Origin of the sequence: Ancylobacter aquaticus (genome assembly GCF_004339465.1) — a bacterium.
Classification (GTDB): domain Bacteria; phylum Pseudomonadota; class Alphaproteobacteria; order Rhizobiales; family Xanthobacteraceae; genus Ancylobacter; species Ancylobacter aquaticus.
On record NZ_SMFY01000001.1, the window covers coordinates 648,649 to 669,822 of the forward strand.

Annotated in this window: 19 protein-coding genes and 1 riboswitch; of the genes, 9 read left to right on the plus strand and 10 right to left on the minus strand. The window is 69.3% G+C overall.

Annotated features, from left to right (window positions below):
* Positions 1-35 precede the first annotated feature (35 nt).
* Positions 36-1,424 (plus strand): APC family permease, encoded by a 1,389-nt coding sequence (locus EV667_RS03005; protein WP_131833837.1) that lies wholly within the window; start codon positions 36-38, stop codon positions 1,422-1,424.
* 34 nt (positions 1,425-1,458) lie between these two features.
* Here the strand turns inward: EV667_RS03005 and ampC are convergent, their stop codons facing one another.
* The 3 genes from ampC to EV667_RS03020 form a co-directional block, all read right to left on the minus strand.
* Positions 1,459-2,628: a class C beta-lactamase gene (gene ampC / locus EV667_RS03010; protein WP_131833838.1), complete on the minus strand. Its 1,170-nt coding sequence runs from the start codon at positions 2,626-2,628 to the stop codon at positions 1,459-1,461.
* A 30-nt stretch (positions 2,629-2,658) separates the two neighbouring features.
* Positions 2,659-3,612 (minus strand): prolyl aminopeptidase, encoded by a 954-nt coding sequence (pip, locus tag EV667_RS03015; RefSeq protein ID WP_131833839.1) that lies wholly within the window; start codon positions 3,610-3,612, stop codon positions 2,659-2,661.
* Between the two features lie 109 nt (positions 3,613-3,721).
* Positions 3,722-4,924, minus strand: a complete 1,203-nt coding sequence (locus tag EV667_RS03020) for an MFS transporter (RefSeq protein ID WP_131833840.1) — start codon at positions 4,922-4,924, stop codon at positions 3,722-3,724.
* Between the two features lie 184 nt (positions 4,925-5,108).
* Between EV667_RS03020 and EV667_RS03025 the strand changes: the two genes are divergently transcribed.
* Together EV667_RS03025 and nudC are read left to right on the plus strand one after the other, a co-directional pair.
* Positions 5,109-5,531, plus strand: coding sequence for an HIT domain-containing protein (locus EV667_RS03025; RefSeq protein WP_131833841.1), 423 nt, complete (start codon positions 5,109-5,111; stop codon positions 5,529-5,531).
* Positions 5,528-6,532: an NAD(+) diphosphatase gene (gene nudC, locus EV667_RS03030; RefSeq protein WP_131833842.1), complete on the plus strand. Its 1,005-nt coding sequence runs from the start codon at positions 5,528-5,530 to the stop codon at positions 6,530-6,532. Before EV667_RS03025 ends, nudC begins: the two co-directional genes overlap by 4 nt.
* A gap of 37 nt (positions 6,533-6,569) precedes the next feature.
* Here the strand turns inward: nudC and EV667_RS03035 are convergent, their stop codons facing one another.
* Complete coding sequence (locus tag EV667_RS03035) at positions 6,570-7,703, minus strand: 2'-deoxycytidine 5'-triphosphate deaminase (RefSeq protein WP_207907664.1); 1,134 nt, start codon at positions 7,701-7,703, stop codon at positions 6,570-6,572.
* 140 nt (positions 7,704-7,843) lie between these two features.
* Positions 7,844-7,924, plus strand: a riboswitch (SAM riboswitch).
* 43 nt (positions 7,925-7,967) lie between these two features.
* Here EV667_RS03035 and EV667_RS03040 point away from each other — a divergent pair.
* From EV667_RS03040 to argE, 4 genes are all read left to right on the plus strand, one after another.
* On the plus strand, positions 7,968-9,176 hold the full coding sequence (locus EV667_RS03040) for an O-succinylhomoserine sulfhydrylase (RefSeq protein WP_131833843.1): 1,209 nt from the start codon (positions 7,968-7,970) through the stop codon (positions 9,174-9,176).
* Positions 9,177-9,331: 155 nt separating this feature from the next.
* Entirely contained in the window at positions 9,332-9,724 is a 393-nt protein-coding gene (apaG, locus tag EV667_RS03045; RefSeq protein WP_131833844.1) for a Co2+/Mg2+ efflux protein ApaG, read from the plus strand.
* A 109-nt stretch (positions 9,725-9,833) separates the two neighbouring features.
* Complete coding sequence (locus EV667_RS03050) at positions 9,834-11,285, plus strand: TrkH family potassium uptake protein (protein WP_131833845.1); 1,452 nt, start codon at positions 9,834-9,836, stop codon at positions 11,283-11,285.
* A 56-nt stretch (positions 11,286-11,341) separates the two neighbouring features.
* The gene (gene argE, locus EV667_RS03055) at positions 11,342-12,505 is read left to right on the plus strand and encodes an acetylornithine deacetylase (RefSeq protein WP_131833846.1); all 1,164 of its coding nucleotides are present in this window, start codon (positions 11,342-11,344) and stop codon (positions 12,503-12,505) included.
* Positions 12,506-12,578: 73 nt separating this feature from the next.
* On the opposite strand, the gene EV667_RS03060 is transcribed toward argE, so the two are convergent.
* From EV667_RS03060 to EV667_RS03080, 5 genes are all read right to left on the minus strand, one after another.
* Complete coding sequence (locus EV667_RS03060; protein ID WP_131833847.1) at positions 12,579-13,619, minus strand: Hsp33 family molecular chaperone; 1,041 nt, start codon at positions 13,617-13,619, stop codon at positions 12,579-12,581.
* A 111-nt stretch (positions 13,620-13,730) separates the two neighbouring features.
* Positions 13,731-14,669, minus strand: coding sequence for an ornithine carbamoyltransferase (gene argF, locus EV667_RS03065; RefSeq protein WP_131833848.1), 939 nt, complete (start codon positions 14,667-14,669; stop codon positions 13,731-13,733).
* Positions 14,666-15,874 (minus strand): aspartate aminotransferase family protein, encoded by a 1,209-nt coding sequence (locus tag EV667_RS03070; protein ID WP_131833849.1) that lies wholly within the window; start codon positions 15,872-15,874, stop codon positions 14,666-14,668. The genes argF and EV667_RS03070 overlap by 4 nt, the downstream gene beginning before the upstream one ends.
* A 182-nt stretch (positions 15,875-16,056) precedes the next feature.
* Positions 16,057-16,572 (minus strand): Spy/CpxP family protein refolding chaperone, encoded by a 516-nt coding sequence (locus EV667_RS03075; RefSeq protein WP_131833850.1) that lies wholly within the window; start codon positions 16,570-16,572, stop codon positions 16,057-16,059.
* 25 nt (positions 16,573-16,597) lie between these two features.
* Complete coding sequence (locus EV667_RS03080; RefSeq protein WP_245515946.1) at positions 16,598-16,969, minus strand: GCG_CRPN prefix-to-repeats domain-containing protein; 372 nt, start codon at positions 16,967-16,969, stop codon at positions 16,598-16,600.
* Positions 16,970-17,380: 411 nt separating this feature from the next.
* Here EV667_RS03080 and EV667_RS03085 point away from each other — a divergent pair, with 411 nt between their 5' ends.
* Both EV667_RS03085 and EV667_RS03090 read left to right on the plus strand, forming a co-directional pair.
* Positions 17,381-17,884, plus strand: a complete 504-nt coding sequence (locus tag EV667_RS03085) for a GcrA family cell cycle regulator (protein WP_131833851.1) — start codon at positions 17,381-17,383, stop codon at positions 17,882-17,884.
* Positions 17,885-18,008: 124 nt separating this feature from the next.
* Positions 18,009-18,773: a M48 family metallopeptidase gene (locus tag EV667_RS03090; RefSeq protein ID WP_131833852.1), complete on the plus strand. Its 765-nt coding sequence runs from the start codon at positions 18,009-18,011 to the stop codon at positions 18,771-18,773.
* A gap of 81 nt (positions 18,774-18,854) precedes the next feature.
* On the opposite strand, the gene EV667_RS03095 is transcribed toward EV667_RS03090, so the two are convergent.
* Positions 18,855-21,116, minus strand: a complete 2,262-nt coding sequence (locus tag EV667_RS03095) for a PBP1A family penicillin-binding protein (RefSeq protein WP_245515947.1) — start codon at positions 21,114-21,116, stop codon at positions 18,855-18,857.
* Positions 21,117-21,174 lie beyond the last annotated feature (58 nt).

The window sequence follows — 21,174 nt, forward strand, 5'->3', positions numbered from 1 at the left end:
GCCCCCTTCCCGAAGCTGAAACTGGAGAGTCCCCCGTGAAGCCCATCGCGATTGCGCGCGACTCCGTCGCGGCCGCCGACCCCGCTTCGGCGGCGCAGGGCGCCCCGCAAGGGACACCGAAGGCGAGCCTGTCGGCGCTGGACGGCATCGCCATGCTGGTCGGCATCGTGGTGGGGATCGGGATTTTCCGCACGCCGCAGATCGTCGCCCTGAACGTGTCGAGCGAATGGGCCTTTGTCGGCTTCTGGCTGATCGGCGGCGCCGTCACGCTCGTCGGTGCTTTCGTCTATGCCGAACTCGGCTCGGCCTATCCCCATGCCGGGGGCGAGTATCATTATCTGCGCCGGGCGCTGGGGCGGCATGTGGCGCTGCTGTTCGCGTGGGCCAGGCTCACGGTGATCCAGACCGGCGCCATCGCGGCGGTGGCCTTCGTGTTCGGCGACTATGCCCAGGGCGTGCTGCCGCTCGGCCCCTGGGGACCGGCGCTCTATGCGGCAGGGGCGATCATGGTCTTCACCGCGATCAACCTGACCAGTTCCCGGCAGAGCCGGACCCTGCAACTCGTCTTCACCATCCTCACCATCCTCGCCGTGCTTGCCATCGCCGGCTTCGGCCTCGCGCTGGGCAGCGCCCCGACGCCGGCCCCGGCCGCCACCGACGCGGGTTCGGCGAGCGGCGCGTTCGGCCTCGCCATGGTGCTGATCTTGCTGACCTACGGCGGCTGGAACGAGGTTGCCTATCTCTCCGGCGAGATGAAGGATGTCCGGCGCAACATGCCGCGCGTGCTGGTGATCAGCGTGGCGGTCATTACCGGCCTGTATTTCCTCATCAACCTCGCCTATCTCAACGTCCTCGGCCTCGACGGGCTGCGCGCCAGCGACGTGGTGGCGGCCGACACGCTGCACCAGCTGTTCGGGCCCGGCGCCTCGCTGGCGGTGGCGCTGCTCGTGTGCTTTGCGGCGCTGAGCACGATGAACGCCACCATCTTCACCGGCGCCCGGCTCTATTATTCGCTGGGGCGGGAATTGCCGCTGCTGGGTCGCATCGGCCTGTGGGAAGAGCGCAGCAACATGCCGGTCAACGCCATACTCGCCCAGAGCGCCATCGCGCTCGCCCTTGTGGTGTTCGGCGCCAGCACGCGCGTCGGCTTCCAGGCGATGGTGGAATATACCGCGCCGGTGTTCTGGTTCTTCCTGCGGCTGGTCGGGGTGTCGTTCTTCCTTCTGCGCCAGCGCGAGAGTGGCCGGACCGACCGTTTCCGGGCGCCGCTCTACCCGCTGACCCCGGCGCTGTTCTGCCTCACCTGCGCCTATCTGCTCTATGCCAGCATCGCCTATACCGGCTATGGCGCGCTGGTCGGCGTCGGCGTGCTGCTGGCCGGCGTGCCCTTCATCCGGCTGGGCGCCACGGCCAAGGCCGCGTGATGGCGCGGCCCAAGCCGGAGGTACGGCGCGGGTGTCAGCCCGCCCCGCCGAGCAGCCCTTCCACCAGCGCGTAGACCGCCTTCACCCGCTCCTCATTGGGGTAGTTGCGGTTGGCCAGCACGATCACGCCGAGCTTTTCCGCCGGCAGCATCACCGCATAGGTGCCGAAGCCGTTGGTGGAGCCGGTCTTGTTGATGAAGCTCGCCGGCGCCGGTGGGGAGGGCGGGTCGAGGCGGGTGATCGGCTGCGGCTTCATCGCCATGTCGAGGGAATTGCCGGCCAGCAGCCGGTCGCGTCCGACCGGCCAGGGATAGCGCTCCCAGATCATCTCCTGCACATAGCTCGCCGTCTCGAAATAGCCGGTATGGGTGCGGGCCAGCGCCCGGGCCATATCCGGCGCCACCGTGCCGACCCCCATATTGGCGTCGAGGAAGGTCAGCATGTCGAGCGCGGTGGACTTCACGCCATAGGCTTCCGGGCCCAACAATGACGGGGTGAGACGGGCCGGCTTGTCCGCCTTGGTGTAGCCCATCGCATAGCGCGCCATGGCGTCCTCGGGCACGTCGATATAGGTGCTGTCGAGGCCGAGCAGCGGAAACAGATCGCGCTGCGCCGCGCGGGTGAAGCTGGTGCCGAGCGCCGTCGCGGTGACAAGGCTGAGCACGCCGATGCTGACATTGGAATAGGCCCGGCGCGTTGCCGGGGATGCGGCCGGCTTCCAGGCGGCGAGCCACTCGACCAGTTCCTTCTCGTTGCGGATGCCGTCGGGCAATTGCAGCGGCATGCCGCCGGTCGCATGGGTGGCGAGGTCGATGGGGGTGAGGGCGCCGAAGGGCGTGCCGGTGAGCCGCTGGGCGACATTCTCCAGCGGCGCGTTGAGGTCGAGCCGCCCGCGCTCCGCCGCCAGCGCGGCGAGCGCCACGATGAAGGTCTTGCTGACCGATCCCAGCTCGAACAGCGTGCTGCCGTCCACCGGACGGCCGTCCTTGCGCGCGGTGCTGCCGATGGCGAGGATCTCGTGCTGGCCATTGCGGGTGATGCCGACCACCAGGCCGGGAATGTCGTTCGCCTTGGCCAGCGCGCTGAAAATGGGTGGCGCCACCTTGCCGAAATCGGGCGCCGACTGGGCGCGGGCCGGCTCCATGGCGGCACTGAGCGGCAGCAGCGCGGAGGCGAGCACGGCGCGGCGGGACAATGTGATCATCGGCAAGGCTCCTTGGCGTGCATCCCGCCTCTAGCCGGCGAATGTGTCCGTGGCGCGGATCAGGCGGTCGAGAATGCCGGGCTCGGAATAGGCGTGGCCGGCGCCCTCGACCAGATGCAGCTCGGCATCGGTCCAGATTTTCGACAGTTCCCACGCATAGCGCGCCGGGCAGGGCATGTCGTAGCGTCCATGCACGATAATTCCGGGGATGCCGTTCAGCTTGTGGGCATCGTCGAGCAACTGGCGCTCGCGCAGCCACGCCTTGTGGACGAAATAATGGTTCTCGATGCGGGCGAAGGCGAGGGCGAAATGCCCATCGCTGAACGCCGCCGTGAAGCCGGCGTCCGGCAGCAGGGTGATGGTCTCGCCCTCCCAGGTCGACCAGGCCCTGGCCGCCTCCAGCTTCAAGGCTTCGTCCGTGCCGGTGAGCAAAGCGCGATAGGCGCGGACCGGGTCGGCGCGCTCGGCCACGCTCTTCAGCGGGGCGAGGAAGCGCTCCCATTTGTCGGGGAACATCTCCGACACGCCAAAGCGGTAATACCAGTCGAGCTCGGCCTGGGTGAGCGTGTAGACCCCGCGCAGGATGAGTTCGCTGACGCGCCCGGGATGGGTCTGCGCATAGGCCAGCGCCAGCGTCGAACCCCACGAGCCGCCAAAGACCTGCCATGTCGCGAAGCCGAACATCTCCCGCAGCCGCTCGATATCGGCGACGAGGTCCCAGGTCGTGTTGTGCTCCAGCTCCGCATAGGGGGTGGAGCGCCCGCAGCCGCGCTGGTCGAACAGGATCACCTCATACCGGGCGGGATCGAACAGCGAGCGGTGGGCGGGCGAAATGCCCCCGCCCGGGCCGCCATGCAGGAACACGGCGGGCTTGCCGCCCTTCGTTCCGGCGCGCTCCCAGTAGATGGAATGGCCGTTGCCGACATCGAGCATGCCGGTCTCGAAGGGCTCGATCGGCGGGTAGAGGCTGCGCAGTTCGCTCATGGGGGCCGTGCGTGGTGAAGGGTGGCGGGGCGCCGGCGCGGGGCCGACTCACCCGCTACTCTACTCCCATGAAGCGCAGCGGCGCATGACGTGCGGCAGCGCCTGCGCCTCAGGACACCCGGGCGCCGCGCAGGCTGGGCAGCAGGAAGGCGAGCAGGCCGAAGGCCGGCAGGAAAGCGCAGACCTGGTAGACCGCGTCGATGCCGTAGCGGTCAGCGAATATCCCCAGCGCCGCCGCCGCCAGCCCGCCAAGGCCGAAGACCAGCCCGTAGAAGAAGCCGCCGACAAGGCCGATGCGGTGCGGCATCAGGTCGATGGCGTAGACCAGGATGGCGGCGAAGGCGCTCGACATGATGAGGTTGATGAGGACGGTGAGGACGGCCGTGCCGGCGAGGCCGACATAAGGCAGCGCCAGGGTGAAGGGCAGGGCGCCGAGAATGGAGAACCAGATGATCTTGTTGCGCCCGATGCGGTCGCCCAGCATGCCGCCGAACAGCACCCCCGCCGCCGAGGAGACGAGGAACAGGAACAGCATGAGCTGCGAGGCCTGCACCGACACGCCGAAACGCTCGATCAGGTAGAAGGTGTAGAAGGAGGTGAAGCTGGCGGTATAGGCGGTCTTCGAGCACAGCAGCACGATGAGGATCGCCAGCGGGAAGGCGACCTCGCGGAACGGCCGGTGCGCCACCTCCGGCTCGGCTGCGTGTCCCGCCAGCCGGACCGGCACGGCCAGCGCGCGATGGCGGGCGGTCCAGAACAGCAGCGGCATGGCGAGGAGCGCGGCGGCGCTGAACCAGGCGAGGCTGGACTGGCCGTTCGGCACGATGATGAAGGCGGCCAGCAGCGGGCCGATGGCGCCTCCGGTCTGTCCGCCGACCTGGAACAGCCCCTGCGCGAAGCCGTGGCGCCCGCCCGACGCCTTGCGCGCCATGCGCGTCGCCTCGGGGTGGAAGATCGACGAGCCGATCCCGACGAAAGCCGCCGCGACCAGCAGCATCGGGTAGGTCCCGGCATGGGCGAGGCCGACGAGCCCGACCAGCGTGAACCCCATGCCGGCCAGCGTCGAATAGGGCATGGGGTAGCGATCAGTATACAGGCCGATCAGCGGCTGCAGCAGGGAGGCTGAAATCTGGAAAGTGAGGGTGATGATGCCGATCTGGGCAAAATCCAACGCATAGGCATTCTTGATCAGCGGGTAGATCGCCGGGATCAGCGACTGGATCATGTCGTTGAGGAAATGGGCGGCGCTGAGCGCCACCAGGACCGGCATGGCGGTGCGGCGCAGGGAATCGGTCGGCACGGTGAGGGTCATGGCACGCTGCTTCGGCGGGGGTCGCGGCCTCCTCTCTAGGACAAAGTGACGCGCGCCACAAATGCAGCCCGCGCGGGGCAGGCGCGCCGCCATCGTGTGCGCGAGGCGATGGCACGGCGTCCCGCACGGCGCTATAGCTTCACCCGCGCCCGCACTCCGGCGGGCCTGGGGAGCCTGCGCCAGCATGAGCGATGCCTCGACCTTCGTCCTCGACCCGCGCCTTGAGGGCGACAGTTTCCCGGTGCTCGACCTCGCGCTCGCCACTGTGCGGCTGATGGACGATGCCCGCTTTCCATGGCTCATCCTGGTGCCGCGCCGGCCCGGCCTTGCCGAACTGATCGACCTCGATTCCGACGCCCGCGCGACGCTGTGGGGCGAGATCGACGCGGTGAGCCGGGCGCTGAAGGCGCAGACCGGCTGCGACAAGCTCAACGTCGCCGCGCTCGGCAACATGGTGCGCCAGCTGCACATCCACGTCATTGCCCGCTTCGAGAACGATGCCGCCTGGCCCGGTGCCGTCTGGGGCGTGGGTGGCGAGCGCCAGACCTATGCGGCGCCGCAGGCGATGCGGCTGGTGGCCCAACTGCGCGAGGCGCTCGCGGCATGAACGACTTGCCCTCTACCGACCAGACCTCGCTCGGCCTGTGGCCGCATCTCGGCTACACCGGCGCGCGGCTCGATCGCGCCGGGCTGCGGCGCGGCGAAATGGAGAGTTTTCTGCGCGATCCTCGTGCGCGCGCCTGCCTGATCTCGGGCGAAAGCGTTGTCCTGCGCCGGCTGCCGGGCTTCATTGCCGGGATGGAGGAAGGGCCGGGCTCCTGCACCGCGCTGTTTCCGCTCGCCGAGGCGGTGGCGCTGGGCGGGCGGCTCGGCGAGGCGTGCCTGCTCGGGTTGGAGGGCGAGGTGCCGCATCTCGTGCTGCCGCTTCCCGCCACCGCGCTGGGCGCGCTCACCGAGCAGCCGGAACTGCGGCCCGACCTGCTGGTCATCGACCTGCGCGCCATCGCCGTGCGGGAACTGGCGAGCGTGGAGGAAACCGGCCAGATCGCCACCGCCAAGGCGATGCTGGCCTGGCACGCGCGGCGCACCTTCTGCTCCAATTGCGGTGGGCACCTCGCGGCGGCGGAGGCCGGCTGGCGACGCGACTGCCCGAACTGCGGCGCGCAGCATTTTCCTCGCACCGATCCCGTCGTCATCATGCTCACCGTTGATGGCGACGACTGCCTGCTCGGCCGCTCGGCCCGCTTCGCGCCCGGCATGTGGTCCTGCCTCGCCGGCTTCGTCGAGCCGGGCGAGACCTTCGAGGACGCGGTGCGCCGCGAGACGCTGGAAGAAACCGGCATCGCCACCGGCGCGGTGCGCTATCTGTGCTCGCAGCCCTGGCCGTTTCCGATGTCGGTGATGACGGGCTTTGTCGCGCAGGCCGCCTCGCGCGCGATCGTCATCGACCCCAACGAGCTGGAAGCCGCGCGCTGGTTTTCCCGCGACGAGGCGCGGCTGCTGCTCACCCGCACCCACCCCGACGGCCTGATGGCCCCGCCGCGGATGGCGATCGCCCACCATCTGCTGCGGGCGTTCGTGGAAGGCCGCGACCCGCCGGCGGGCTGAGGGCGGCGCCACCCGAAGGGCCGAAGCGGGCGAAAAATCAGTCCCGCGCCCAAGCCCTGAAATGCTTGGACAGCTTCAGTCCCTGCGCCTGGTAGTTCGAGCCGAGGCCCTCGCCATAGAGGGTGCGGGGGCGCTCCAGCATGTTCTCATAGACGAGGCGGCCGACGATCTGGCCGTCTTCGAGGATGAACGGCACCTCGCGCGAGCGCACTTCAAGCACGGCGCGGGCCCCTCGCCCCCCGGCGGCGTCGTGGCCGAAGCCGGGGTCGAAGAAGCCGGCATAGTGCACGCGGAACTCGCCAACCAGCGGGTCGAACGGCACCATCTCCGCCGCATGGCTGGGGGGAACGTGCACCGCCTCCTTGGAGGCGAGGATGTAGAAGGCATCGGGGTCCAGCACCAGTTCGCGCCGGCCGCGCGTCACCAGCGGCTCCCAGAAATCCTCGACCTCGCAGGCGGCGCGCCGGTCGACGTCGATCACCCCGGTGTGGCGCTTGGCGCGGAAGCCGAGCAGGCCGCCAAAGCCTTCGCCCGAGAGATCGACGCTCACCGCGATGCCGCCGCCGGCGACATCGACCAGCGGGCTGTCGACCAGCCGCTCGGCGGCGTTCAGGGCGGCGATGCCCGCTTCGTCGAGCCGCGCGTCGCCGCGCCGGAAGCGGATTTGCGACAGGCGCGAGCCCTGCCGTACCAGTATCGGGAAGGTGCGCGGGCTGATTTCCAGATAGAGCTTGCCCTGATAACCGGCGGGCACGATGTCGAAGGCGCGGGAGCGGTCGGCGATGACGCGGGTGAACACGTCGAGCCGGCCGGTGGAGCTTTTCGGGTTGGCCGAGGCGGCGATGTCGGAGGGCAGCGCCAGCGCTTCCTCCAGCTCCACGAGGTAGACGCAGCCGGTTTCCAGCACCTCGCCGCCGGTGAGGTCGAGCTGGTGCAGGCCGAGGCGGGTGAGGCGCTCTGCCACCGTCTCGCCGGGTCCGGGCAGGAAGCTCGCCCGGATGCGCCAGGCGACCGGGCCGAGGCGCAGATCGAGGCTGGCGGGCTGCACCTGGTCGGCATCGAAGGGGCGGGCGGTGCGGATGGCGCCGCGCGCGGCCAGCGCCTCGATGGCGTGGCCGGGCAGGATGCCCGCGCCGGCCAGCCCCGAAGTCGCCGTGCCCGAAACTGTCATGCCGTTCTCGGCCACGCGCGCCGCTCCGCTGATGATGGCTTGTCCTACCGTGCCGTTGGCTTTAGCGGACGCGCCCCTTCACGCCAAGCGTGCATGTCGTCGACACGGCTTGACGGCATGTCGGGGGCGGGAGTATGCGGAATGATCGACGTGGTCATTTGAGCCGGCCGGCTTGCCGCCACGCTAAACAAGGTTGCTAAACAGGCCGGGGCCGCGCGACACGACGCGCGAGCGACCCGGTTGAATGAGATACCGGAGCCGCAGATGACCGAGACACCCAAGCTCTCCCCCGCCGAGATCGCCCAGCTGCGGCCCGAGACCCGCCTCGTGCAGGGGGGCATCCTGCGTTCGCCCTTCGGCGAGACGTCGGAGGCGCTCTACCTCACCCAGGGCTATGTGTACGAGAGCGCCGAGCAGGCGGAAGCCCGCTTCAAGGGCGAGGACCCCGGCTTCATCTATACCCGCTATTCCAACCCGACGGCGGCGATGTTCGAGGCCCGCCTCGCGCTGCTGGAAGGCGCGGAAGTGGCGCGCGGCACGGCATCGGGCATGGCGGCGGTGACGGCCTCGTTGCTGTGCCAGCTGAGAAGCGGCGACCATGTGGTGGCGGCGCGGGCGCTGTTCGGCTCCTGCCGCTATGTGATCGAGGAATTGCTGCCGCGCTTCGGCATCGCCACCACGCTGGTCGACGGCACCGACCTTGCCGCGTGGCAGGGCGCGGTGCGGCCGGAGACGAAGGTGTTCTTCCTGGAGAGCCCGACCAACCCGACGCTGGAACTGGTCGACATCGCGGCGGTGGCGGCGATTTCCAAGGCGGCCGGCGCCTGCCTGATCGTCGATAACGTCTTCGCCACCCCGATGCTGCAGAGCCCGCTGGCGCTGGGGGCCGATGTGGTGGTGTATTCCGCCACCAAGCATATTGACGGGCAGGGGCGGTGCCTCGCCGGCGTGGTGCTGTGCGCGGAGAAATTCCTCACCGACCATCTCCAGACCTTCCTGCGCCAGACCGGCCCGTCGATCTCGCCGTTCAACGCCTGGGTGATGCTGAAGGGGCTGGAGACGCTGCCGCTGCGGGTCGAACGCTCGCAGGCCAGCGCCGCACTGCTGGCGGACCGGATGGCCGAGCTGCCGGGCATCACGCGGGTGATCTACCCCTTCCGCGCGGACCATCCCCAATACGAACTGGCGACGCGGCAGATGCGCGGCGGCGGCACGCTCGTGACCTTCGAGGTCGAGGGCGGCAAGGCGGGGGCCTTCCGCTTCCTCAACGGGCTGAAGCTGGCGCGGATCTCCAACAATCTTGGCGATGCCAAGAGCCTCGTCACCCACCCCGCGACCACGACGCACCAGCGCTTCAGCCCCGAGGCGCGGGTCGAGATGGGCATTTCCGACGGCATGGTGCGGCTCTCGGTCGGTCTGGAGCATGTCGACGACCTCACCGACGACATCGCCCGCGCGCTGGAGACGGAGTGAGGGCGGCGCGCCGGCAGGTGTGCGGGCAGGTGGGCGACACGGTACCCGGCGGCGGTGTACAAACGCAGGCGTGACCCGCGAATGCCTTGCCCTCGGCCGCCAAAGGCCCTTCATTGGTCTGGCGTGGGCGAATCGGGAGGCGCAGGAGAGCGGGCATGTATCGGGCGACGACGAAAGGCGTGCAGGTGACGGTGATTCCGCGCTTCGCGCCCGAACGCTCCGATCCCGAGCGTGGCCAGTATTTCTGGGCCTACACGATCGAGATTCTCAATCTCGGCGTCGATACCGTGCAGCTCAAATCGCGCCACTGGATCATCACCGACGCGCTCGGCCGGGTGCAGGAAGTGCGCGGGGCCGGGGTGGTCGGCGAGCAGCCGGTGCTGCCGCCCGGCGGGCATTTTGAATATACCAGCGGCGTGCCGCTGCCGACCTCCACCGGCATCATGGAAGGCAGCTACAGCCTGATGACGACGTCCGGCGAGAGCTTCGACGCCGAGGTGCCGGCCTTCTCGCTCGATGTTCCGGGCGAGGCCCGCACGCTCAACTGAGCGTCCCGAGAGGTGCCGATGGCGCTTCCGGCCGTGGGGCGAAGCAGCTATGGTGGCGGCAGCTTCCATGCCGTGAGCTTCACGCCGCGCCGAACGGTCTCCTGATCCCGTGATCGACTTTCGCCCGATCGCCGCCATTCTCGGCGTCCTGCTCGCCATTCTCGGCACGATGATGATGATTCCGGCGCTGGTCGACCTTGTCGCCGGCCGCGGAGATTTCCTCGCCTATACCGCGTCCTCCGTCATCACCGTGTTCGTCGGCCTGTCGCTGTGGCTGGCCGGCCGGTCCGGCGAGGTGGAGAAGTTGTCGCTGCGCCAGGCCTTCGTGCTCACCACGCTGAGCTGGGTCCTGCTTTCCGCCTTCGCCGCCATCCCCTTCATGTGGGCGGAGACCGACCTGTCGCTGGCCGACGCCTATTTCGAGGCCATGAGCGGGCTGACCACAACAGGCGCGACGGTGATCTCCGGCCTTGATAATCGCCCGCCCGGCCTGCTCATCTGGCGCGCCTTCCTGCACTGGTATGGGGGCATCGGCATCATCGTCATGGCCATCGCGCTCCTGCCGATGATGCGGATCGGCGGCATGCAGCTGTTCCGCGCTGAATCTTCCGACAAATCGGAAAAGATGCTGCCGCGTGCGGCGCAGATGGCCAAGGGCATCCTCGCCTCCTATGTTTTCCTCACCTTCGCCTGTGCGCTGACCTATGCGTTCTGCGGCATGAGCGTGTTCGATGCCGTCGCCCATGCCATGGCGACCATCTCCACCGGCGGGTTTTCCACCCACGACGCCTCGATCGGCTATTTCAACAGCCCGGCCATCGAGTATGCGGCCATCTTCTTCATGCTCTCCGGCTCGCTGCCCTTCGTGCTTTATGTGCGGGTGCTGGCGGGTGATTTCAGCCGGCTTTTCGCCAATCCGGAGGTACGGCTGTTCCTCTCGCTGGTGGCGCTGTTCACGGTCATTTCCACCGTCCAGCAGGTGAGCGGAGGGATCAACGAGGGTGAGGTGGCGCTGCGCAACGGGCTGTTCAACGTGGTGTCGATCATGTCCACCACCGGCTTCGTGGCCGACGATTACACGAATTGGGGCCCGCCGACGGAGGCGCTGTATTTCATCCTGCTGTTTCTGGGGGCCTGCACCGGCTCCACCGCCGGCGGCATGAAGAGCTTCCGTATCGCCATTCTCGGCTCGGCGCTGAAGCAGCATCTCCGGCGCGTCATCTACCCCAACGGGGTGTTTCCCGTGCTCTATGGCGGCAAGCCGATCGGCGACGATGTGGTGGCGTCGGTGCTGTCTTTCGCCTTTCTCTACCTCGCCACCTTCATGATGATCGCCATCACGATCAACGCGCTGGGCTTCGACCTTGTCACCGCCTTCTCGGCGTCGATCACGGCGGTGGCCAATGTGGGACCCGGCCTCGGCCCGGTGGTGGGCCCGTCGCAGAATTTCGCCAGCCTGCCGGACAGCGTGACCTGGCTTCTCTCGCTCGGCATGCTGGCCGGGCGGCTGGAGCTGTTCACCGTTCTCGTGCTCTTCCTGCCGAGTTTCTGGCGGCGCTAGTTGGGCGCCGCACCAGAACCCTTTATGGTGGGTGCTTATCGCGACGGGGATTCTCCATGCTGGCCGTACGTACGACGACCGAGGAACTTCTGGCCTATCTGGTCGCCTTCGACACGACGAGCCGCAATTCCAATCTCGACCTCATCGCCTTCGTGCGCGACTACCTCGCCGCCTTCGGCATCGAGAGCGTCATCGTCCCGAGCCCGGAGGGCGACAAGGCGAGCCTTTTCGCCACCATCGGCCCGGCCGGTGTCGGCGGCGTGTGCCTTTCCGGCCATTCCGACGTGGTGCCGGTGGACGGCCAGCCCTGGAGCACCGACCCGTTCACCCTGACGCCCGAGGGTGACCGGGTCTATGGGCGCGGCGCCTGCGACATGAAGGGGTTTCTCGCCTGCTGCCTCGCTCTGGTGCCGCAGATGGTGGCGGCGCGGCTGGCAACGCCGATCCACCTGCTGGTGTCCTATGATGAGGAGATCGGCTGCACCGGCGTGGTGCCGGCAGTGCGCCGGCTGGGCGTGGACCTGCCCCTGCCGCGCGCGTGCATCGTCGGCGAGCCGACCTCGATGCGGGTGGTGGACGCGCACAAATCCGGCATCGCCTATGTCACCACCGTCACCGGGCGGGAGGCGCATTCCTCCATGCCGCAGCTCGGCGCCAACGCCATTTTTGCCGCCGCCGCGCTGATCGGCGAGCTTGACCGCATCCGCGCCGAACTGATCGAGGCGGGCGACCCCTCCGGCCGCTTCGACCCGCACAACACGACGGTGCAGGTGACGGTGGTGAATGGCGGCACCGCCGGCAACATCGTGCCGCGCCAATGCGCGCTGCGCTGGAATGTGCGCGGCCTGCCCGGCTTCGACGAGAACGCGCTGCTGGAGCGCTTCGAGCGCTTCGCCCGCGAGAAGGTGCTGCCGGGGCTGCTGGAGACGGCGCCGGACGCGTCGATCACCACCGACTTCATCTACAGGGTGCCGCCGCTCAGCCCCCAGACCGGCTCGGAGGCGGAGCTTCTGGCGCTGCGTCTGGCCGGCCAGAACCGCACCTATACGGTGGCTTATGGCACCGAGGGCGGACATTTCCAGGCGCAGGGCATCCCCACCATCATCTGTGGCCCCGGCTCGATCGACCAGGCGCACAAGCCGGACGAATATATCGAGGTCAGCCAGTTGCGCGCCTGCGAGCGGTTTCTTACCGGGCTGATCGCGGAGTGCGTGGGGTAAGGGGCGCCGTCCGCCAAGGCGTGGATCCCCGGGCCGAGCCCGGGAATCACGTGTTCGGGGGAGGCGCGGTGTCTCAGGTGCTGGCGGCGTCGTCACCCTCGGCGACGTCGACGATTTCCTCGGCCTTGAAGTCGTAGGTGCGGCCGCAGAACTCGCAGGTGACGGCGATCTTGTCGTCCTCGACCAGCCCGGCGCGCTCTTCCTGCGTGAAGCTGCCGAGCACGTTCATCACCCGCTCGCGCGAGCAGGAGCATTTGGCGACCACGCCTTCGGTCTCGAACACCCGCACGCCGCGCTCGTGAAACAGGCGGAACAGCAGCCGCTCGCTGGAAAGCTCGGCGTCGACCAGCTCGATATCCTCCACCGTGCTCACCAGCGACAGGGCCTCGACCCAGGCGTCATCCTCCGATGCCTCGGGGAGCTCGGTCCCTTCCGGCGCGTCGCCGGGATGCAGGTCGACCGGGCGCACCCGCCCGCCCTCGGTGGGCAGGAACTGCACCATCAGCCCGCCGGCGCGCCAGGAGGATGGGGCGCCGCCCGGGTGCATCTCTTCCGCCACAGCGAGGCGCACGCGGGTAGGAATCTGCTCCGACTGGGTGAAATACTGGTGCGCGGCGGCTTCCAGCCCGCCGCCTTCCAGCGCGACCACGCCCTGGTAGCGGTTGACGCTCAGTCCCTGGTCGATGGTCATGGCGAGATGGCCATGGCCGAGCAGCGCGCCGCTGTCGAAGCCGGAGCCGGGCGCCAGGCCGGCCTGCATCGCCTCCAGCCGCTCCAGATCGAAGCGGGCATAGGCGCGCACATCCTGCGGGGCGGAAAAATCCACCACCAGCAGGTCGACCGGCCCGTCGGTACGGGTCTGCAGGATGAAGCGGCCCTGGATTTTCAGCGTCGAGCCGAGCAGCACGGTGAGCGCCACGGCCTCGCCGAGCAGCCGCTTGACCGCGGCGGGGTAGTCATGATGGGCGAGTACGGCGTCGAGGCTGGTGCCAAGACGCACGACGCGCCCGCGCACATCGAGCCCGTCGATGTGGAACGGTGTGACGCGGTCGTCGACCGCGCGCGGATCGGGGCCACGGGGCGTGGGGGCGGGGGAGGGGGAATGTGTTGTCATGTCGCCCGCCCATATAGGAGCGCTGGTGGAACTCTGCGAGGGGGCTCGCCCCCGCCGGTGCGCTGCGCGGACCGCGCCTGCCGGAGGAGGCAGGGCGGGCCCATTGCCGGCTCAGCCGGCCGTGCCTTCCAGGCACCAGGCGAGGATGCCCTTCTGCGCGTGCAGCCGGTTCTCCGCCTCGTCGAACACCACCGATTGCGGACCGTCCATCACCTCGTCGGTGACTTCCTCGCCGCGATGGGCCGGCAGGCAGTGCATGAACAGCGCGCCCGGCGCCGCCCGCCGCATCAGCGCGCCATTGACCTGATAGGGCTTGAGCAGATTGTGCCGGCGCTCGGCCTCGGCGTCGCCCATCGACACCCAGGTGTCGGTGACGACGCAGTCCGCGCCCTCCACCGCCGCCTCGGCCTCATGGCCGAACGTGACGCGGGCGCCGGTCTCGCGCACCCAGTTCACCAGCGCCGGGCGCGGGGAAAGCTCCGGCGGCGTGGCGACGTTGAGCGCGAAGTCGAAGCGCTGGGCGGCATGGACCCAGGACACCAGCACGTTGTTGGCGTCGCCGGTCCAGGCGACGGTGCGCCCGGCGATCGGGCCGCGATGCTCCTCGAAGGTGAGCACGTCCGCCATCACCTGGCAGGGATGCGACTCGCGCGTCAGGCCGTTGATAACAGGCACGGTGGCATGCTCGGCCAGCTCGGCGAGCGCGGCGTGGTCGAGGATGCGGATCATGATCGCGTCGACATAGCGCGAGAGTACCCGCGCGGTGTCGGCGATGGTCTCGCCGCGCCCGAGCTGCATCTCGGCGCCGGTGAGCATGATCGTCTCGCCGCCGAGCTGGCGCATGGCGACATCGAACGAGATGCGCGTGCGGGTGGAGGGCTGGTCGAACACCATCGCCAGAACTTTGCCGGCGAAAGGCTTTTCCAGCGCCACTTCGCGCTTGCGGCTCTTGAGGTCCTTCGACAGATCCATCAGCGAGCGCAGTTCGCCGGACGGCAGCTGGTCGAGGTCGAGGAAATGCTTCACGGGGCCCGGGTTGATCGCGTTCATGCGGCCGCTCCCTTTGCCGTATCGGCCTCCAGGCCCTGCTCGATCCGCGCGCAGGCGGCGTCGAGCCTCTCAAAGGCCGAGTCGATTTCGGCATCGCCGATGGTCAGCGGCGGCAGCAGGCGCACCACATTCTCCGCCGCCGACGGGGCGAGCATGCCCTCGGCCCGCATGGCGGCGATGAGGTCGGTGTTCGGCACCACGGTGCGCAGGCCGAGCAGCAGCCCCTCGCCGCGCACCTCGGCGATCACCAAGGGGTGGCGGTCCTTCAGTTCGGCGAGGCGCTGGCGCAGCCGGGTCGAGGTGGCGAGCACGCGCTCGAAGAAGCCTTCTTCCAGCACGATGTCGAGCACCGCATTGGCGACACTCATGGCCAGCGGGTTGCCGCCATAGGTCGAGCCATGGGTGCCCGCCGTCATGCCCTTTGCCGCCTCCTGCGTGGCAAGGCAGGCGCCGACCGGAAAGCCGCCGCCAATGCCCTTGGCCACCGCCATGATGTCAGGCGTGATGCCGGCCCATTCATGGGCGAAGAACTTGCCGGTGCGCCCGACGCCGCACTGCACCTCGTCGAGGATGAGGAGAAGGCCATGCTCGTCGCACAGCGCCCGCAGCTCGCGCAGGAAGCTCCACGACACCGCGCGCACGCCGCCCTCGCCCTGCACCGGCTCGATGAGGATGGCGCCGGTCTCGGGGCCGATGGCCGCCTTCACCGCCGCCATGTCGCCGAACGGCACCTGGTCGAAGCCGGGCATGGCCGGGCCGAAGCCCTCCAGATATTTCGGATTGCCACCGGCGGCGATGGTGGCGAGCGTGCGGCCGTGGAAGGCGCCTTCGAAGGTGATGATGCCCGCGCGCTCAGGGCGGCCATTGGCGGAGTGGTACTTGCGCGCCATCTTGATGGCGCATTCCAGCGCCTCCGCCCCGGAATTGGTGAAGAACATGGTGTCGGCGAAGGTCGCCGCGACAAGGCGCGCGGCGAGGCGCTCACCGCCTTCGATGCGGAAGAGATTGGACAGGTGCCAGAGCTTGCCGGCCTGCTCGGTCAGCGCCGCGACGAGATGGGGATGGGCATGGCCGAGCACGTTCACCGCGATGCCGGCGGTGAAGTCGAGATATCGCTCGCCTTCGCGGGTGAACAGCCAAGCGCCCTCGCCCCGCTCGAAGACGAGGTCGACACGGTTATAGGTCGGCAGGATGGGGGTGATCACCGCGCCCCTCCCTCTCTCAAGCTTGAGGCGCCCCCGACGGGTCTGCGCCTGCCCCAAAACGAAACGTGCCGCCCTTGGGGGGGCGGCACCCGATGCGGCAATTCTATCGATTGGGGGCCTGTGGTCAATATTGGGCCGCCCGGCGGGCGCGAATTGCCGCCGCGCCGTGCGGGCGGCGCGCGCTATTCCTGCTCGGCCTCGAAGATCCACAGTTCCAGCGTCGGCTGCGGGCGCCCTGCGTCGTCGGTCATGCCGAGGAAGGCCGGGATGCGGCGCTTCTGCTCGACGCTGAGCGCGGCGACCAGCGGCCGGGCGGCGGTGATGACCGAAGTGAGGTCGGCGGCCCGGGCGGCTTCCGCTCCGGCCAGACGTTCCAGCACATCGAGGAAGTCCTGCGCCGGTTCCGCCTCGGCACGGTCCGCCGCGCGGCCGGCCGCATTCTTCGCCGCCTGCCGGATCGCCTCTTCCACCGGCAGCCAGAGCTTCTCCTGTTCCGGCGTGAGGCGAAGGACGGTCTTGAGGGCAATCAGCCGGGCGTCGAGCGTCGCCTGCGCGTCCTCGTCCGTGTAGAGGTCGACGAGCGGCTGGGCGGCTTCGGCCGAGGGCGGCGGGGACTCGGGGGCCGGGCTCTGCGCATGGGCGGCCGTCGTGAGGGCGAGCACGGTGACGAGTGTCGCCAGAGAGAAGGTGTGGGCCATGGTCTGTCTCCGTCAGCGCGTGCGATCAGGGCTTCCAGCCGCCACCGGGCAGGGGCCCGTGATAGGGCGTGTCGCGGCAATGGCCCCAGGGGCCGCGCCAGAAACCGGGCGGGCAGCCATTGCCGTAATAGACCGGGGCGCCGGGCGGACCGGCATAGCCGCCACCGGGCAGCGGCCCGGTATAGGGCGTGTCGCGGCAACCGCCCCACGGCCCGCGCCAGGCGCCGGGGCCGCAGCCCTGGGCAACAGGGGTGACGCGCGATCCGGCGGCCTCTCCCGCGAGCGGCGCGACGACGTGGGGTGCAAAGGCTTGGGGCGAGGCGGGCGTGGCGATGGCCGGTGCCGACAAAGCGGCAAGGACGGCCAGGCAGGAAAAGGCACCGGCAAGCGGTTTCATCGACGTCTCCCTTGGGGGCGGAAGCTGCGCTTGCATCTTCGCCGCACCGGCGGCGCGAGACAACGCACCTAGGCTAAAAGTGGAGAAAATCGGAACGGTTCCAAGGCTTCGGGCGCCCCGGCCAGCCAAGTGGTACCCGGCGGTTCCGCCCGGCATCCGACAAGTGCTTGATCCGACTCCGCTTCACAGGGGAGTGTTGCAGTGCGGACTCTAACTGGGGAAAACGATCGTTTCGGACATGAACCTACTCGCTCCGACTGCGCGCATATTGTAGCCTCCCCCCAGTGAGATACGACATCTCGTGCGGCGGCAATTTCCCTGGTGGCGTTTGCGGGCGTTGGGTTCGGCAAGTTCGACTTGCCGAAGGGGTGAGGGATTCCGCCTCCCGGTCGGCACGAAGGAGACCATGCGATGAACTGGACGGACGAGCGCGTCGAGCTGCTCAAGAAACTCTGGTCGGAGGGGCTCTCGGCGAGCCAGATCGCGGCAGAACTCGGTGGCGTCACCCGTAACGCGGTCATCGGCAAGGTGCACCGGCTCGGTCTTTCCGGCCGCGCCAAGGCGGCCGCCTCGCCGGCGCCCCGTCCGCGCAAGCCGCGTCCCGCTGCCAGCGCCCAGGTCATGCGGCCGATGGTGCAGGGCAACACGGCGCTCGCGCCTGTTGTGGAGATGATGGCGGAGCCGGAGCCCGAGGTCGCGTCCGACCCGGTCGCCAAGGTGATCCCCATGGGCGAGCGCTGCACCATTCTGGACCTGACCGAATTCACCTGCCGCTGGCCGGTTGGCGATCCCGGCAAGGGCGATTTCCATTACTGCGGCAGCCGCTCCAAGACCGGGCTGCCCTATTGCGCCTATCACGCCCGCATCGCCTACCAGCCGGTGCAGGACCGCAACCGGCGTCGCCTCGCGCGCTGAGAGGCGGGCGCGCCGTGCGGCGTGCCGCCTTCCTGCGTGGCTGACGAGCCCGCGTGCCTGACGAGAATGACGCCGGCGCTGCCGGCGCCATAATTGGGACCAACTTTCCCGGCCCGGTCGTCGCATGCTCTTCCGCGCCCTCCAATCCTCCCGACGCAAGACTCCGGCCGAGCCGGAGCCCGGCCATTTCCGGCTGGCGCTGACGGCCGAGGAGGTCGTCGTCCAGTTGCGCCGCAACCCGCGCGGCCGTCGCTACACGCTGCGGGTCCGCGCGGCGACGCGCGACGTGGTGCTGACCCTTCCCGCCCGTGGAACGCTGCCGGAGGCGCTGGACTTCGCCCGCCGCCATGCCGGCTGGGTGGAGGTGCGACTCGCCCGCCTGCCCGAGCGTGTGGCGTTCGCACCGGGGGCGATCCTTCCCCTGCGGGGCACCCCGCACCGCATCGTCCACCGGCCGCAGGCGCGCGGCACGGTCTGGACCGGCAGCGAGAACGATGAGGCGGCGCTCTTCGTTGCCGGGGACGCGGCGCATGTGGCGCGCCGGGTGGGGGATTTCCTCAAGCGCGAGGCGCGGCGCGATCTGGTCGCGGCGGCGCATCGGCACGCCGGCGCGCTCGGCGTCACCCTTGCCCGCGTTACCCTGCGCGACACGGCGAGCCGCTGGGGCTCGTGTTCCAGCGCGGGGGCGCTCTCCTTCTCCTGGCGGCTCATCCTCGCCCCGGCCTCGGTGCTGGACTATCTCGCTGCCCATGAGGTGGCGCATCGGCGCGAGATGAACCACGGCCCGCGCTTCTGGGCGACGGTGGATAGGCTGTTCCCCGAACGTCACGCCGCCGAGCTCTGGCTCAAGAAGCATGGCGCCGGCCTGCACCGCTATGGGGCGGAGTAGCCCCGCGCCTTCATCCCGGACGGGACGCTGGACCGATCCAGGTTGACGAAGGGGGCGGTCGCCGCTCGCCCGTCGCCGGCCTCAGCCACTCCCGAAAAGTTTGTCGAGCAGCCAGTTGTCGAGGCTTGGGCGCGGGGCAGCGGGGGCGCGCTGGGCGCCGCCAGTGACGACCGGCTCGTCCGGCACCTCTCCGGGCGGCAGCCGCCCGGCGACGGGCGCGGGAATGTCAGTGCCGGGCAGGGCGACGAGCGGCTGGCCCGCATGCGCGGCCTTCATCACCTGGCTCCAGATATCCACCGGCAAGCCGGAGCCGCCGGCTTTCTTCGTCGGCGAAGAATCGTCATTGCCGAGCCAGACGCTGGTGACGAAGCGGCCGGTGTAACCGACGAACCACGCGTCGCGGTAGTCCTGGCTCGTCCCTGTCTTGCCGGCCGCCGGCCATCCCGGCAGGTCGGCGCGGCGGGCGGTGCCGATGGTGAGCACGTCCTGCAGCATGCGGTTCATCATCGCCACATGCGGGGGCGCCATCACCATGCCGCGCCCGGCCTCGGCATAGGCGTAGAGCAGCGTGCCGTTGCGGTCGCGCACCCGCTCGATGATGTGCGGGGTGACGCCGACGCCGCCATTGGCGAAGGGCGCATAGGCGCTCGCCATTTCCAGCACCGAGACTTCCGAGGTGCCCAGCGCGATGGAGGCGTTGGGCTCCAGCTTGGAATTGATGCCGAGACGGTGCGCGGTCTTCACCACCTCGTCCGGCCCCACTTCCAGCGCGAGGCGTACGGAGACGGTGTTGAGCGAGAGCGCCAGCGCGGTTCTGAGGTCGACGGCGCCGCGATACTCCTTGGAGAAGTTCTCCGGTTTCCAGCCCTTGAGCTTGATCGGCGCGTCCTCGCGCAGCGTCTCCGGCGTCAGGCCGCGCTCCATGGCGGTGAGATAGACGAAGGGCTTGAAGGACGAGCCGGGCTGCCGGCGGGCGCTGACGGCGCGGTTGTACTGGCTCTCCTCATAGGAGCGCCCGCCGACCAGCGCCCGCACGCCGCCGCCGGTGTCCATCACCACAAGCGCGCCCTGCTCCACGCCGAGCTTCTTGCCGGACTTGGCCAGCGCGTCCTTCAGCGCCTTGTCGGCGGCGCCCTGGAGGGCGGGGTCGAGCGTGGTCTGGACGATCAGGTCCTGCGTCACCGGGCCGACCAGCGCCTTCACCTGCTCCAGCACCCAATCGGCGACATAGCCATAGGAATCCGGCCCCTGCGCCTTGGCCACGGTGGCGGGGCGGGCGAGGGCGGTGCGGCGCATCTCCGGCGTGATGAAGCCGGCCTCCTGCATCGCGCCCAGCACTACCTCGGCCCGGGCCTGCGCGCCCTCCAGATTGCGTGTGGGGGCGAGCGCGGAGGGGGATTTCACCAGCCCCGCCAGCATCGCGGCCTGCGAGAGCGTGACCTGGCGCGCCGAGGTGCCGAAATAACGCTGCGCGGCGGCCTCCACCCCATAGGCGCCGGCGCCGAAATAGACGCGGTTCATATAGAGTTCGAGAATCTCGTTCTTGGAGTATTTCGCCTCCAGCCACAGCGAGAGGATGAGTTCCTGCACCTTGCGCGAAAGCGTCCGCTCCTGGGTGAGGAACAGGTTTTTGGCCAGTTGCTGGGTCAGCGTGGAGCCGCCCTCGCGCACCCGTCCCTGGGTGAGATTGACCACCACCGCGCGGGCGAGGCCCAGCGGGTCGAGGCCGAAATGCGAATAGAAGCGCCGGTCCTCGATGGCGACGAACGCCTGCGGCAGATAGGGCGGCAGCGCGCGCAGCGGCACGTTGGTGCCGCCCATCTCGCCGCGCGTGGCGATGGCCTGCCCGTCGGCGCCCTGGATGATGACGGTGGGCGGGCGGTCGGGAATGGCGAGGTTCTGGATCGGCGGCAGCTGGCTCGCCTCGTAGAAGATGAGCCCGATAATGCCGATGGCCGCCCACAGGCCGAGCACCACGCCCCAATAGACCAGCCGGCCGAAAAGGCCGCGCTTCGGCGTGCGGCGGCGCCCGCTTTCGCGGCCGGTGCCGCGGCGGCGCTCATCCTCGCGCGCCCGGCCCCGGCTGTTCCTCGCCATGCGCGGCTCGTCCTCGTAATCGGCCTCTTCGGCGTCGGACCAGTCGTCGTGCCGGCTGCGCCGGCTGGCCTGTGCCGGGGGGCGGGCTTTGGGCAGTGCCTTGCGCGGGGTGCGGGGGCGCTCACGCTCCAGAGGAGCGGTGGGAATCGTCGGGCGGTCGTCGGCGTTCAGGCGCAGGTCGCCGTCGAAGCCGGGCGTGCCCAGCACCGGCTCGCGCCTCTCTCTGTCGCCGCGTCGTCCGAACATGAACCTCCGCCCCCGAGGGCACCTGATTGAGCCGGTAAACGAACTCTAAATCAGGGCT